Origin of the sequence: Pseudomonas silesiensis, assembly GCF_001661075.1 — a bacterium.
In the GTDB taxonomy this organism is placed as follows: Bacteria; Pseudomonadota; Gammaproteobacteria; order Pseudomonadales; family Pseudomonadaceae; genus Aquipseudomonas; species Aquipseudomonas silesiensis.
This window is the reverse complement of record NZ_CP014870.1, coordinates 2,632,266-2,647,057: the sequence shown is the minus strand read 5'-3', so window position 1 is coordinate 2,647,057 and position 14,792 is coordinate 2,632,266. Positions and strand designations below refer to the sequence as shown.

The 14,792-nt window shown below is 59.9% G+C and carries 11 protein-coding genes and 1 pseudogene; 8 read left to right on the top strand and 4 right to left on the bottom strand.

Annotation, left to right across the window (positions count from 1 at the left end):
* Positions 1-63: 63 nt before the first annotated feature.
* Genes PMA3_RS11970 through PMA3_RS11955 form a run of 4 tightly spaced genes read left to right on the top strand, consistent with a single transcriptional unit; the run spans position 64 to position 4,686 of the window.
* Positions 64-1,251 (top strand): sensor histidine kinase, encoded by a 1,188-nt coding sequence (locus tag PMA3_RS11970; protein ID WP_064677349.1) that lies wholly within the window; start codon positions 64-66, stop codon positions 1,249-1,251.
* Positions 1,248-1,901, top strand: coding sequence for a response regulator (locus PMA3_RS11965; RefSeq protein ID WP_064677348.1), 654 nt, complete (start codon positions 1,248-1,250; stop codon positions 1,899-1,901). Before PMA3_RS11970 ends, PMA3_RS11965 begins: the two co-directional genes overlap by 4 nt.
* Positions 1,898-4,225, top strand: coding sequence for an ATP-binding protein (locus PMA3_RS11960; protein WP_064677347.1), 2,328 nt, complete (start codon positions 1,898-1,900; stop codon positions 4,223-4,225). The genes PMA3_RS11965 and PMA3_RS11960 overlap by 4 nt, the downstream gene beginning before the upstream one ends.
* Positions 4,222-4,686: a response regulator gene (locus PMA3_RS11955; protein WP_064677346.1), complete on the top strand. Its 465-nt coding sequence runs from the start codon at positions 4,222-4,224 to the stop codon at positions 4,684-4,686. Before PMA3_RS11960 ends, PMA3_RS11955 begins: the two co-directional genes overlap by 4 nt.
* A 69-nt stretch (positions 4,687-4,755) precedes the next feature.
* Here the strand turns inward: PMA3_RS11955 and PMA3_RS11950 are convergent, their stop codons facing one another.
* The 3 genes and pseudogenes from PMA3_RS11950 to PMA3_RS33075 all read right to left on the bottom strand — a co-directional run.
* Positions 4,756-6,504 (bottom strand): BCCT family transporter, encoded by a 1,749-nt coding sequence (locus PMA3_RS11950; protein ID WP_064680679.1) that lies wholly within the window; start codon positions 6,502-6,504, stop codon positions 4,756-4,758.
* A 431-nt stretch (positions 6,505-6,935) separates the two neighbouring features.
* Positions 6,936-8,039 carry a choline metabolism transcriptional regulator GbdR gene (gene gbdR / locus PMA3_RS11945; protein WP_064677345.1) on the bottom strand — a complete coding sequence of 368 codons (1,104 nt, stop codon included), beginning with the start codon at positions 8,037-8,039 and terminating at the stop codon, positions 6,936-6,938.
* 311 nt (positions 8,040-8,350) lie between these two features.
* Positions 8,351-8,752 (bottom strand): annotated as a pseudogene (locus tag PMA3_RS33075) (MFS transporter); the annotation flags it as partial.
* A gap of 205 nt (positions 8,753-8,957) precedes the next feature.
* Between PMA3_RS33075 and PMA3_RS33585 the strand changes: the two are divergent.
* On the top strand, positions 8,958-9,311 hold the full coding sequence (locus PMA3_RS33585; protein ID WP_082930306.1) for a TetR/AcrR family transcriptional regulator: 354 nt from the start codon (positions 8,958-8,960) through the stop codon (positions 9,309-9,311).
* A gap of 202 nt (positions 9,312-9,513) precedes the next feature.
* Positions 9,514-9,957, top strand: coding sequence for a hypothetical protein (locus PMA3_RS11935; RefSeq protein WP_064677344.1), 444 nt, complete (start codon positions 9,514-9,516; stop codon positions 9,955-9,957).
* A 69-nt stretch (positions 9,958-10,026) separates the two neighbouring features.
* Here the strand turns inward: PMA3_RS11935 and cysQ are convergent, their stop codons facing one another.
* Positions 10,027-10,794 carry a 3'(2'),5'-bisphosphate nucleotidase CysQ gene (gene cysQ, locus PMA3_RS11930; RefSeq protein WP_064677343.1) on the bottom strand — a complete coding sequence of 256 codons (768 nt, stop codon included), beginning with the start codon at positions 10,792-10,794 and terminating at the stop codon, positions 10,027-10,029.
* A 1,136-nt stretch (positions 10,795-11,930) separates the two neighbouring features.
* Here cysQ and cysD point away from each other — a divergent pair.
* Positions 11,931-12,830, top strand: coding sequence for a sulfate adenylyltransferase subunit CysD (gene cysD, locus PMA3_RS33065; RefSeq protein ID WP_064680678.1), 900 nt, complete (start codon positions 11,931-11,933; stop codon positions 12,828-12,830).
* 67 nt (positions 12,831-12,897) lie between these two features.
* Complete coding sequence (gene cysN / locus PMA3_RS11920; RefSeq protein WP_202970133.1) at positions 12,898-14,742, top strand: sulfate adenylyltransferase subunit CysN; 1,845 nt, start codon at positions 12,898-12,900, stop codon at positions 14,740-14,742.
* Positions 14,743-14,792 lie beyond the last annotated feature (50 nt).

Genomic DNA, 14,792 nt, shown 5'->3' with positions numbered 1-14,792 from the left:
GTTAACAAGGTTTAATGGCCTCCCCTGCGCCCGCGGCGCTTGTCTCGACGCCGGAGCCGAAGCATGCAAAACCCGCCCCATGACCCCGGTAGCGCCTTGGCCATCCGCACCCAATATCGACAATCCGAGAGTCGCGCGGCGCGCCTGCGGCTGTTGGTGGACACCGGGCAGGAGTTGACCCGCCTGGCCCCGGATGCCATGCGCGAGCGGGTGTTGGCGCGGGCTTGCGCCTTCCTCGCGATGGACCACGGGTTGCTGCTGGAGTGGGACGCCGATGGGCGCGTCAGCACCACCGCCCGGCATGGCAGTCGTGATCGACTGAACAGCCTGGAGGTCGTCGCCGACCGCACAATGCGCACGCCGTACTGGCAGGACCGTCCGGGGGAATCCTTGCCCAATGTGCTGCGAGTGCCATTACGCGGTGGCGACGGGAATGCCTTTGGCGCCCTGGTGCTGGCCAACAGCGTGAGTCTGCGGGTGCCGGACAACGAAGACAGCGAATCCTTGCAACTGCTCGCCACTCTGCTGGCAGCTCACCTTGAAAACGACCGATTGCTGATGGCGCTCAAAGCCCGGGATCGCACCCTGTCGGACCTGGTCAACCGGCTGTTTCGCGCGCAAGAAGACGAGCGTAAACGCGTCGCTTATGACCTGCACGACGGCCTGGCCCAAACCCTCGCTGGATTGCACCAGCGTCTGCAAGGTTTTGCCGGCCGCTGCCCGATACTGCCGGAGACCCTCGGGGCGGACTTGCAGACGATTCTGGCGCTGGCCCAGCATTGCGTGGTTGAAGGCCGGCAACTGATCGGCGGCCTGCGCCCGACGGTGCTCGACGATTTCGGTTTGCTCAAGGCAGTCGATAAAGAAGCCGATCGACTGCGCGAAGCCGGAATCAGCGTGCACTGGATCGCACGTTGCGAGGCGCGTTTTCCCAGTCAGGTGGAGATCGGCTTGTTCAGGATCGCCCAGGAAGCGATCAACAACATCCTTAAACATTCTCAGGCCAACCAGGTACAACTGGCGCTGCAACTGCACGAAGGACAGGCCTTGCTGGGGGTGGACGATAACGGTAAAGGCTTTGCTGCCACCGAACAACAACTCGATACCGACAACGCTCGACAATTGGGCCTCGCCACCATGCAGGAACGCGCCAGCCTGTTGGGTGGACGCCTCACCTGCGTCAGCGCAATCAACTGCGGCACCCGACTGCACATCGGCGTGCCCGCGAACCTGGATGGAACACCCCAATGACCCACGTCTTACGTCTCGTGCTCGCTGATGATCATGAAGTCACGCGCACCGGTTTCGTCGCCTTGCTGGCGGGTCACCCGCAATTCGAAGTGGTCGGTCAGGCCCGCGATGGTCAGGAAGCAGTCGAGCTGTGCGAACGGTTGCTTCCGGACATCGTGATCCTCGACATCCGCATGCCGTTGCTCAACGGCCTGGGCGCCGCACGCCTGCTTCAGCAACGCCTGCCTGCCCTGAAAGTGGTGATCTTCACCATGGACGACAGCCCCGATCACCTGGAAGCGGCCATGAGTGCCGGCGCCGTCGGTTACCTGCTCAAAGACGCCAACCGTGACGAAGTGATCGACGCCCTGCAGCGAGTCGCCGCCGGTGAAGAAGCCCTCAATAGCTCCGTCAGCGCCCGCCTGCTACGACGCATGACCGAGCGTAATACGAGTGGCGCCACACCCACCGAAAACCTCACGACCCGAGAACGCCAGGTGCTTGGGCTGGTGGCCAACGGCATGAGCAACCGTCTGATCGGCGAGACACTGGGGATTACCACCGGCACGGCAAAAGCCCACGTCGAACGGGTCATCGGAAAACTCGGGGCGGCTGATCGAACCCAGGCTGCGGTCCGTGGCATTGCTCTGGGCCTGGTGACTCAACCATGAGGGTGTTTTACGCCAGACGCTGGGCCGACCTGCCGCTACGGGGCAAGGCCCTGGTGGTCATTTCCCTGCCATTGGTGGTCCTGCTGCTGTCACTGGTGTTGATCTACATCACCGAGCGCCAGACCGCCCGTGCCGAAGAAGACGTGCGCCGGGTATTGCTGGTGCAAGGCGATATCCAGACCGTGCACACCTTGCTCGCCGAAGCGGCCGCCAGCGTGCGCGGTTATCTGCTGACACGTCGGGAGGATTTCCTGCCGGGTTATCTGAAAGCCAAGCCCCTGATCGAATCTGCCCTGCGCCGGCTCGATAGCAACGTTCGTGATGAACGGGTGCGTGCACAACTCACCGCCATCACGCCGCTGATCAACAGCAAAGTCGATGGCCTGGAGCAAATGCTCAGCGATCGCGAGGCGAAACCCGAGTCGATCACCACCATCCTGATCAACAACAAGTACATCCTCGATGAATTGCGCGAGCACATCAGCACCATGCTCACCCTTGAGGACACGTTGCTGGCCGAGCGTACTGCGGCGGCATACGCGACCCGCCAGCGGCTGTTGTTCTCAACCTTGCTGGCCGCCCTTTGCGGGCTATTCGGTGCCATCGTGGCGGTGCTGTTTTTGTCCAAAGGGATCGTGGCCAGGGTGCAGCAAGTCCAGGGCAATGCCCAACGCCTGGCCCTCGGGCAGCCGTTGCGGCCGCAACCGCCGGAGAACGATGAGATAGGCCAGTTGGGCACTCGTCTGGTGGAGGCCGGCCTACTGCTGGCTGAACGCGAGCGAGCGCTGCGCGACAATGAAGAGCGCTTGCGGCTGATCATCGACGGTGTGAAGGACTACGGGATCTTTGCCCTCGACACCCGGGGTTATGTCACTAGTTGGAACGCCGGTGCCGAGCGGATCAAGGGCTACACGGAACAGGAAATCATCGGCCAACACTTCTCGGTGTTTTATCTGGCGCAAGAGTGCCCGCAGCATCCCGAGATGGCCCTGCGTGAGGCCACTCGCAACGGGCACTATATGGAAGAGGCATGGCGCGTTCGCAAGAATGGCAGCCGCTTCTGGGCCAGCGTGGTGATCACCGCGCAATACGACAGCAGCGGCGCGTTGCGCGGGTTCTCGAAGATCACCCGGGACATTACCGATCGCCGCGCGGCCGAGATTGCGTTGCGCACCGCCCGCGAAGAAGCGGAGCGCGCCAGCCGGGCCAAAAGCGAATTCCTGTCGCGCATGAGCCACGAACTGCGTACCCCGCTCAACTCGATCCTGGGCTTTGCGCAACTGCTGGACATGGACTCGCACCCCGGGCAAAAGGCGCAGATCGGTCACATCCTGCGTGCCGGCCAGCACCTGCTGACCCTGATCAACGAAGTGCTGGACATTGCCAAGATCGAAGCCGGACGCCTGCCGCTGAACATCGAATCCGTGCCCTTGGCGATCGCCCTGCAAGAAGCCCTGACGCTGGTCTCGCCGATGGCCGCCGACGCCGGCATCCATCTGGCGCCATTGCCAACGCTGGCCGCTGACAGCGGGATCGTCGCCGATCGACAACGCCTGACTCAAGTGCTGCTGAACCTGCTGTCAAACGCCATCAAGTACAACCGGCCTGAGGGTCAGGTGAGCATCGAGGTCAAGGTTGATCAGCAGCGAATCGCCGTGTCGGTCAGCGATAACGGCAAGGGCATTGCGGCTGATCGCCTGGGTCAACTGTTCAAGCCGTTCGAGCGCCTGGAGACCAACCCGAATGTGGAAGGCAGCGGCCTTGGCCTGGCGCTGAGCAAGAGCCTGCTGGAAATGATGAACGGCAGCCTGACCGTGCAAAGCCAAACCGGCGCCGGTTCCCGATTTACCCTGGAGTTACCGTTTGTACGCTTGCAGGAAACCGCCGGGACAGCCGCTGCACCCATCGATAACCGACCGCTAATCCCAGCACTCGCCGGCCCTGATGTTCAGGGCAAGGTGTTGTGCATCGAAGACAACCTCTCCAGCCTGGCACTCATCGAAACCGTGCTGCAACGGCGACCCGGGATAAAACTGCTCTCAAGCATGCAAGGGCAACTGGGGCTGGATCTGGCCGCTCAACATGCGCCACAGCTTATCCTGCTGGATGTCTCGCTGCCGGACATCGACGGGCTGAACGTTCTGCAGCGCTTGCGCCAGTCCGCAATCACCCGAACCACCCCGGTGCTGATGATCACCGCCGACGCCAGCGACCTCACCCGTCTGGCCTTGAGCGACGCGGGTGCGACAGCCGTGCTAACCAAACCGATTCACATTCCTTCGTTCCTCGCCCACCTCGACCAGTACTTTCCGGAGCCCGTGTGAACACCGACCTGCGCATTCTGATCATCGACGACCAACGCCCCAACCTCGATCTGGTGGAGCAACTGCTGGTACGCGAGGGACTGACCAACGTGCTGAGCAGCACCCAGCCGCTGCGGACTCTGGAGCTGTTCAACAGCTTCGAGCCGGACCTGGTGATTCTCGACCTGCACATGCCCGAGTTCGACGGCTTTGCCGTCCTTGAACAACTCAACCGGCGTATCCCTGGCGGTGAATACTTGCCAATCCTCGTGCTCACCGCCGACGCCACCCGCGACACCCGCCTGCGCGCCCTGGCCCTGGGGGCCAAGGACTTCATCAGCAAACCACTGGATGCTCTGGAAACCATGCTGCGGGTGTGGAACCTGCTGGAAACCCGCGTGCTCTACAAGACCTTGCGCACCTTGGTGCCGGCGGATCAGATCGATCTGCTGCAAAAGCGGGGTTCAAAGTCATCAAATTAAACGCCTCGCAGACCTATGCTCCGTAGACCCTGGTCGCGCTTAACGGTCCAGCTCAGTGGCACCAAGGAGTCAAGAGCCAGATACTTCCTCTTTCGGCCTGACGGACTTGCCGGCGGCCTTCGTCTCCTGAATGACGATGTAGAATTCCTCACCATGTTTCACCGCACCATACAGCACCGCTTTTTCTATTAATTCGCTACCGCGCAGGTGACGCAACATCATGGGATCCTTGCGCAGATCCCGATACAGCGCCAGACAGAGAAATACCATCACAATCACAAAAGGCAGTGATACAACGATGGTCAGGTTCTGCAATCCTGTGAGGGCCGCGCCTGGATTTGCTGGATCTCCAATCGCAAGCATGATCGCTGCAACGGTGCCTGTGAGCGCCCCCCAAAAAATCACGGTGGTCCGAGACGGTTCCGTCGTACCACGCTCCGAGAGCGTACCCATCACCAGCGATGCAGCGTCAGCACCCGACACGAAGAAAATAGCGACAAGCACCATGACCAGAACAGACGTTATTGAAGCCAGTGGATAACCGTTCAGGAGTTCGTAAAGTGCGTTGTTACTGTTCACCACACCGTCCACCAGCAAAAGGCTGCCCTCTCGCACTGCATCGATACTCGCGCCACCGAACAGGGTGAACCAGATCAGGCTGACCAGGCTCGGAACCAGCAACACCCCACTGACAAATTGCCTGATGGTCCGCCCGCGACTGATACGGGCGATAAACATACCGACGAAGGGGGTCCAGGAAATCCACCAGGCCCAGTAGAACACTGTCCAGCTAGCCAACCAGCTATCCATCTGAGGCCCGCCACTTGCGCTCGTGCGCGCCATCATCTCTGGCAGCAGCTTTATGTAGACGCCGATAGAGGTCGGCAACAGGTTCAACATCAAGAGCGTTGGCCCGACCAAGAAGACAAACACTGCCAGCGTCAGTGCCAGAATCATATTGATGTTGGAGAGCCACTGGATGCCTTTGCCAATGCCCGAAACCGCAGAGGCGACGAAGGCAATGGTCAGCACGGTAATAATGGCCAGGTAGAAAGCTTTTCCCGGGTTGTCGATCCAACCGTTGTATTCGAGACCGCCAGCAATCTGCAGGGCGCCTAGCCCAAGTGAAGCGGCAGAACCGAACAGCGTTGCAAAAATGGCCAGCATGTCGATAACGCGACCAAGCGGCCCATTGGCATGTTTGCCTATCAAAGGGCGGAATGCGGTGGAGACAAGCTGTGAACGTCCGCGTCGAAAAGTACCGTAGGCGATAACCAGGCCGACAATGGCGTACATCGCCCAAGGGTGCAGGGTCCAGTGGAAGAGCGTGGTCGCCATCGCCACTTGCATCGCTTCGTTTGATTGCGCAATCGCCGATCCGGGAGGTGGAGTGGTGTAGTGCGACAGCGGCTCAGCTACGCCAAAGAACATTAGGCCGATCCCCATACCTGCACTGAACATCATGGCAACCCATGAGACCGTGCGGAACTCGGGTGCTTCGCCGTCACGCCCCAGAGGGATCCTGCCGTACCTGCTCGCCGCCAGCCATAGCACGAAGATGACAAACAGTGTCGATGTCAGAACAAAGAACCAACCGAAGTGAATGATGACCCAGGATTGCGCCGCAGAAGCGCTGGCGGCCAGACTCGCCTGACTGGCGATTCCCCAGAAAATGAACGCGATTGCAGTGAGGCTGGTAATGCCAAAAACGACCCAATCGATCTTGCCTTCAAGACGGCGATCCTGCCTTGCCTCTTCACTTTTGGAAGGGTCGGTTACGCCGAGCGCCAATGTTTCAGCGTTGTTTTCCGTTGCCATGAGTAGCCACCCATTTTTTGAATTTGCAGGTTTTTGTTCTTGTTTTATCAGTAACACTGCAAGCAGTCCGGCGCGATGCGAACTGGAGGCGACGCGATTATCCCGCTCCTGGTCACTCCCCCTGTTCTGAGAGCGGCGTGGCGCAAGTTCTGAACGACTCTCGGCAGCATCCCCCGGGGCCGGCATGGACGCTCTATCACCTCACGAAGAGGGGTGGCGGGCTCTTCGACTCAACGCAGCTGGCGCCTACAGTCACTTGTCTTACGGTTAGCGATACAAGGATGAGTCAGCAGGAGGCGGGTGTTCTGCGAGGAGAAAAAGGTCATCGAGGACATGGTCAAAGCCGTCGAGTAATTCTTGCCTCGGCACAACACTGAAATGAAGCGCCCTCCCCTATCCTGCGAACGCTTTCGCAGGATAGAGGTGAAGATTTATAGACGAACGCTGGCAAAGGTTGACTCGTTACGTGCCTGGCTCAAAGCTGAAATCGAACCGGCCAACGGCGAGAGCACAAATGCTTGCGGTAGCGGTATCATCGCCACCTGCTGCGTGGTATTGGAACCGACGCGTTCGTCACGCGGCGGAATGCCAAAGTATTCGCGGTAGCACTTGGAGAAGTGCGGCGTGGACACGAAGCCACAGATCGACGCCACTTCGATGATCGACATCGGCGTTTGCTTGAGCAACTGGCGCGCACGGACCAGACGCAGTTTCAGGTAGTAACGCGACGGCGAGCAGTGCAGGTACTTCTGGAACAGCCGCTCCAGCTGGCGACGGGACACGGCGACATACACCGCGAGTTCGTCCAGGTCGATCGGCTCTTCCAGGTTGGCTTCCATCAGCGCCACGATTTCCTGCAACTTCGGTTGATTGGTGCCAAGCATGTGCTTGAGCGGCACGCGCTGGTGATCCTGCTCGTTGCGGATGCGCTCGTAGACAAACATTTCCGAGATCGCGGCGGACAGTTCACGCCCGTGATCACGGCTGATCAGGTGCAGCATCATGTCCAGTGGCGCGGTGCCTCCGGAGCTGGTGAAGCGGTTACGGTCGAGGGTGAACAAACGGGTACTCATTACTATCCGCGGGAAAGCTTCCTGCATCGCCGCCAGGCACTCCCAGTGCACGCTGCAATCGAAACCATCGAGCAGTCCGGCGCAAGCCAGAGCCCAACTGCCGGTGCAGACCGCACCGAGGCGGCAGGCCTTGCGGGCCTGGCTTTGCAGCCACGACACGTGTTCGCGGGTGACAGTACGCTGAATGCCGACGCCACCGCAAACGATGATCATGTCCATAGGCGGGGCTTTGTGCATGGAAGCGTCAGGGGTGATTTGCAGACCGTCACTGGCCCAGACCTGCCCGCCGTCTACAGTGAGGGTGGTCCAGCGATACAGCTCGCGACCGGACAATTGGTTGGCCATACGCAGGGGTTCCACTGCGGACGCCAGAGAAATCAGCGTGAAATTGTCCAGCAGCAGAAAGCCGATGGATTGAGGCGCACGGTTCTGGGGTTGGGGCCCGGAGTTGAACGTCGTCATCGCGGTATCTCCTCACACAAAGCGAGTGAATGGCCTCAGGCAAAGGCTCTTTTTATTCTCCCACCCAAAAGTTGGTGGGTTTGTTCCTATTCAACGTGCAAAGGCCATACTCAATTGCTTAAGTTTGAGTGGATCCAAAAACGACATCTCCCAATGTCTCTATGCTGAGGGTTTCAGGGCGGGAGCCATAAGGAAAACCCTTTGATTTGAGCCTGCGCTCATCAACGCTGGGCACATTCGTAGCATATACGCGAGAGATATCTATAAACGACAACTTATTTGTCACCGACACCCACCTGTCGGTTTTTGAAAACAATAATGACCAATGCCGATCTGGATGTGAAAATAGCGAGGGCTTTGGGGACGCTCGTCGCGGGTACCAGGCGCATCGCAGCCGCTGCGGACATAGACCCGAAACCACCAATCACTACGCCAATAAGTGTTCGACCTGCGATGTAAATGAAATAGTTCGAAGCCAACCCGACGATCAAACCAGAAACGCACATTAGCGCGGTCAGCAGCAGTAAGGTTTACGATTCATCGTCCCCGCAATCGAGGAAATTGTAAGGCTGGTGATAACTGCGAGAGCGCCGGATATGGCAATACCGTATCCCGCCAAATCCTTCACTTACATTGAGTGCTGTAGCGATCGGGGTGAGCAAACTGACCGGCATGAGTTCAAAGGCGATCAGGGCGAAGACGCAGAGTGTCATGGCGAAGATTCCGCTCCAGTAGCTGGAGCATCCGCCTGTTCTTCCGCACGGAAGGTGTCCGCAGGGAAATCGGTAATTGGACTGGACATGAAATATCCAAAATTTTAATAAGTAATTGATGAGCTGAGATGATGCTGTCTCGGTACACCCGAAGGTGCGATTTCAGCTCAACTATGGTTAGTGCGTTAACGAGGGATTTCAGGCCGTGAGTTTGCGTCAGCTTGCCGAGCACTCGGAGTTACAGGCCGGTTCGCTATATCACTACATTGAAAGCAAACAATGCCTGCTGTTCGAACTCATCGAGGAACATGAGTATTACCTGCTCCACTGCCTCGGCAAGCCTCCCCTCGCCCGCTTCGATCCAAGGTCCGCATTAGGGCACTACCTCGGCGCTTACCTGCGGTTCGCGTTGCCATGGCGTGCAGGCCATACTGGTGGGCGCAGTGCTGGGACCGCTTGGCGAGGATATTCGGCCGGAATTGCTCATCAAGTGTGTGCAACGGATGGTGCTGCGATCACTGCTTGCAGACGCGAGTCTTGCGTAATCCAATCGCTTTGAGTCGGTCCTGACTATGCCAATGAATTTTTTGAGGTCAGCCGTTTTCAGTCGCTGCCCCGATAATCAAAAACTCACTCATGGAATGTCGAGGGGTCCCGCATGACAAGCGCAACCACCCATCAGCTCGATCCCACGCCCGCCGCAGGCAACTAGACTTCACACGGGGGATGAAATCAACGTACCTCTACTCAGGAGATCTGTGATGAACAGAACATCTTGGCTGGCGTTGGTAGTGGCGGCAGGGGCAATTTCAAGTTGCGCGAGCAGAACCGAGATTGTCGATGTCCCCCTCAATGCTACCCCGCAAAACGCCGAGCATATCGCTCGAGCCACCCTCAGCCCGGTGGGCAACCAAACCAGCATCTGGCTCACCGTCGGTGGTGTCCCCCACGACATGGCCGTCTCCAGCCGCCTCGACACCGCCATCTACGCTGGCTCCTGCCAGCAGCTCAGCGCACAGCCTGCGTACAGGACCCGTCAGGCCAACAGCGTCGACTATCCATCGCTCGCCCCACGAACCAAGCATTGGGCCCAGGCACCGGTTGCACTGAGCGAACTGACCAAGGGTGATTATGTCTTGCTCGTTCGCAGCAGCCCGGCAGATGGCAGCCGCCCTCTTTTCTGCGGCAACATCAACGCTGGCTAGGGGCGAATCGAGCAAGCTGTTCGGTACCGTGGCCTGCGCAACTTCAGCCAGGGCACGGTGACGCCTCGATCACTGCAGTCCACGCGCGTAGAAATGCGGATTGTCCAGGCCGGGCTTGCCATAACGCAACGTATCGCCGGCCAGGGTGCAGACCTGTCCGCCGGCGGCGACCAGCACCGCGTGCCCCGCGGCGATATCCCACTCCATGGTGCGTCCCAGACGCGGATAAAGGTCCGCCTCGCCGGCCGCCACCAGGCAGATCTTCAGCGATGAGCCGGCACTTTTCAGGGAGCGCACCTTGCGCCCGTCGAGGAATGCATCCAGCGCCTCGGCATCCCCATGGGAGCGGCTGGCAACCACGTCCATTCCCTCCTCCGTCACCGCCCGACAGTGGATGGCCTGGCGCTGTCCGGCCTGTTCGATAAAGGCTCCGCAATCACGGGCACCGGCGAACAGACGCTCCAGTGCGGGCGCCAGAACCACCCCCAGCACCGGTTCGCCGTTATCGATCAGGGCGATATTGACGGTGAACTCGCCGTTGCGATTGATGAATTCCTTGGTGCCATCCAGCGGGTCCACCAGCCAGAAACGCCGGCCCACTTCGGGCACCTGGCCAGCGGCGGCGGCCTCTTCGGAAATCACCGGAATCTGCGGTGTGCGCGCCGCCAGGGCCTGCAGAATCAGGGTCTCGGCGCGCTCGTCAGCTTCGGTCACCGGGGAGGTGTCGACTTTCCCGCGCACCTCGAAATCCGAGCGGTACACCTCCATCACCAACTCGCCCGCTGCGCGAGCAATACCGATGACATCTTCGAGCAGAACAGCCATTGACTCGTTCATGGGGTTTCTCCTGTTTTTGTTCTTCGTATGGTCCATACGGCCTATGCGCCGTTTTCCGGATCGGGGAACAGTACAGACATCCGCAACACCGCCAATCAGCAAATGGATGTTTAACAGGAGTTCCTGTGCCCCACGGCAATCAGTTATCCGTTCCGCAGATCAACAGGCTCCGCCTGCGCGCCGTGCAGTTGCGCATCGCTGGCAGCACGCTCAAATCCATCAGTCAGGACACAGGACTCTCTTCGCCGACCATCATCGCTGCCTACAAGGCCTGGCAAGCCGGCGGCTGGAGTGCCGTGCCCGTGCGAGACCGCGGACGCAAGCAAGGCGAAGGCCGCAGCCTCTCTGCCGAGCAGGAACAGAACATCTACCAACTGCTGGTCAGCACACTGCCGGAACGGCACGAGTTACCGTTCCTGCTCTGGCAGCTGGAGGCCATGCAGGCACTGGTCCAGCGCCTGCATGGGATTGACTTGCCGGAACGCACCGCCGCCCATTATCTGCAACGCTGGCAGCTCAATGCCGAGCGCCCGGCCAAACGTGTCGCCAAGGCTTCACTGGCCGTGCAGCGCTGGTACCGCAACACCTACGGGCACATCCTTGACCAGGCTCGCGCGCAGAACGGCGAGATCCTCTGGATCGACGACTACGGTGCACCCAACGACCAGGGCAAACTCAGTTATGGCGTACTGCGCGCTGTCAGCAATCGCGGCAAGGTCCTCTGGCTGCCTTACGAAGACGGGCTGCGCGCGCCCCATCTGGTCGAGTTCTTCGACCGCCTGCATCGCTGCGCCGAACGCAAGGTGTTCGCCCTGCTCTCGGGCATGCACTGGCAACGCGCGGCCACCTTCATCACCTGGGCCGGCGAGCGCGCCGACCGGCTGCTTCTGTTTCACCTGCCGCAAGCCAGCGAAATGCTCAGCGGTGCCCTCGAGTTGGCGACCCACATCGGCCAGGCTGCGCGCACCAGCCATGACGATGCGCCCGACAACGTGACCGGTGTCACGCCCGCCCTGCCCCCCAACCCCATGCTGCAGATGTTGCGCCTGATGTTAAAACATCAAGTCGCGCATAAGTCCGAACCGCGGCAGTTGTACGTTGATAAGCGACAACAACAAAAAGCGAAAGGAAGATCTATGACGCTTACCCACCTGCAACGACTGGAAGCCGAAAGCATCCAGGCCATGCGCGAGGTTGTCGCCGAATCCGACAACCCGGTCATGCTCTACTCCATCGGCAAGGACAGCGCGGTCATGTTGCACCTGGCCATGAAGGCCTTCTACCCGGCCAAGCCGCCCTTCCCTTTGCTGCATGTCGACACCACCTGGAAGTTCCAGGAGATGTATCGCTTCCGCGATCAGATGGTGGCCAAACTGAACGTGGACCTGCTGACCCACACCAACCCCGAAGGCGTTGAAATGGGCATCAGCCCGTTCAAGCACGGCTCGCAAATCCACACCGACATCATGAAGACCGAAGGTCTGAAGCAGGCGCTGGATCACTACGGCTTCGACGCGGCTTTCGGCGGCGCACGCCGCGACGAAGAAAAATCCCGGGCCAAGGAACGGATTTTCTCCTTCCGCTCCGACCAGCACCGCTGGGACCCGAAGAACCAGCGGCCGGAGCTCTGGCATCTGTACAACACGCGCAAACACAAGGGTGAGTCGATCCGCGTGTTCCCCCTCTCCAACTGGACCGAGCTGGACATCTGGCAGTACATCCACCTGGAAAACATCCCGATCGTTCCGCTGTATTTCGCCGCTCCGCGTCCGGTGGTGGAGCGCGACGGGATGCTGATCATGGTCGATGACGAACGCATGCCGCTCAACCCGGGTGAAGTGCCGATGATTCGCAACGTGCGCTTCCGCACCCTGGGTTGCTACCCGCTCACCGGTGCCGTCGAGTCCGATGCCGATACGCTGCCCAAGATCATTCAGGAAATGCTGCTGACCCGCACATCCGAGCGTCAGGGGCGAATGATCGACCACGACTCGTCCGCATCGATGGAGAAGAAAAAACAAGAGGGGTATTTCTAATGGCACACGTATCTGACCTGATTGCCGAGGATATGAGCAATACCTCAAGGCCCACGAGCACAAGAGCCTGCTGCGCTTCCTGACCTGCGGCAGTGTGGACGATGGCAAGAGCACCCTGATCGGGCGCCTGCTCTACGATTCGAAAATGCTCTTCGAAGACCAGATGGAAGCGCTGGAGGCAGACTCGAAAAAAGTCGGTACCCAGGGTGGCGAACTGGACTTCGCCCTGTTGGTGGATGGCCTGGCCGCCGAGCGCGAACAAGGCATCACCATCGACGTGGCCTACCGTTTTTTCTCCACCGACCGGCGCAAGTTCATCGTTGCCGACACCCCGGGGCATGAGCAGTACACCCGCAATATGGTGACCGGTGCCTCCACGGCCGACGTGGCCGTGGTGATGATCGATGCCCGACGCGGCGTCCTGACTCAATCCAGGCGTCACAGCTATCTGGCCTCGCTGCTCGGCATTCGCAAGGTGGTACTGGCGGTCAACAAGATGGACCTGATGGACTATTCGGAGAAAGTGTATAACGCCATCGTCGATGACTACCGCGCCTTCGCCAAGCAGATCGGTCTACAGGATTTCACCGCCATTCCGATGTCCGCGCTACGGGGTGAGAACATCACCGAACAAAGCGAGCACATGCCTTGGTACCGCGGTACCACGCTGATGGGTTACCTGGAAACCGTCGAGGTCGACGAGGCGCACCAGCAGAAACTGTCGTTCCGTATGCCGGTGCAGTGGGTCAACCGCCCCAACCTGGATTTTCGTGGCTTCACCGGCACCATCGCCAGCGGCGTGATTCGTCCTGGTGACCGGGTACGCGTGTTGCCGGGCGGACAAGAGAGCCGTATCTCGCGCATCGTCACCCTCGACGGTGACTTGCAACAAGCCGTGGCCGGACAGTCCATCACCCTGACCCTGACCGAAGAAGTCGATTGCAGTCGCGGCGATGTGCTGTCCACCGCAGAAGACCCGACCAGCGTGGCCGACCAGTTCCAGGTCAGCCTGATCTGGATGCACGAGCAGGCCATGCTCGCCGGTCGCCCCTACCTGATGAAAATCGGCGGCAAAACCCTGCCGGTGACCTTGTCGATGCCCAAGTACAAGGTCAACGTCAATACCATGGAGCACCTGGCGGCCAAAGAGCTGGCGCTGAACGAGATCGGCGTATGCAACCTCTTTACCAGCCAGCCGATCGCGTTCGATGCCTACAAGGACAACCGTGAAACCGGCAGCTTCATCCTCATCGACCGTCTGTCGAACGCCACCGTTGGCGCGGGCCTGATCGAGTACTCCCTGCGCCGTTCGCAGAACATTCATATGCAGCACGTGGATGTGAACAAGAAAGCGCGCGCCGAACAGATGGGCCAGCAACCCGTGCTGCTGTGGTTCACCGGTTTGTCCGGCGCCGGCAAGTCGGCCATCGCCAACCTGCTGGAAACCCGACTGTACGCCCGCGGCCGGCACACCTACTTGCTCGACGGCGACAACGTGCGCCACGGCCTGAACCGCGACCTGGGCTTCACCGATGCCGACCGGGTGGAAAACATCCGCAGGGTGGCCGAGGTGTCCAAGTTGTTCGTGGATGCCGGGATGATTGTATTGACGGCCTTCATCTCGCCGTTCCGTTCCGAGCGCGAGATGGCGCGCGGGCTGCTGCAGGAAGGCGAGTTCATCGAGATCTTCGTCGACACGCCGCTGGCCGTGGCCGAGGCGCGTGATCCCAAGGGCCTGTACAAGAAAGTCCGCCGTGGCGAGTTGAAGAACTTCACCGGCATCGACTCACCTTACGAGGTGCCGAACAAGCCGGACATCCATATCAAGACCGGCGAGCTGACGCCGGAAAACGCAGTGGATCGCATCATCGCGGTGCTGACCGAGCGCGGCATCATCGGTAAAGAGTTCTAGCCCCGTCGCCCGGTTCGCCGGGCGTTTAACGATCGCTTCGAGCAGTCCGA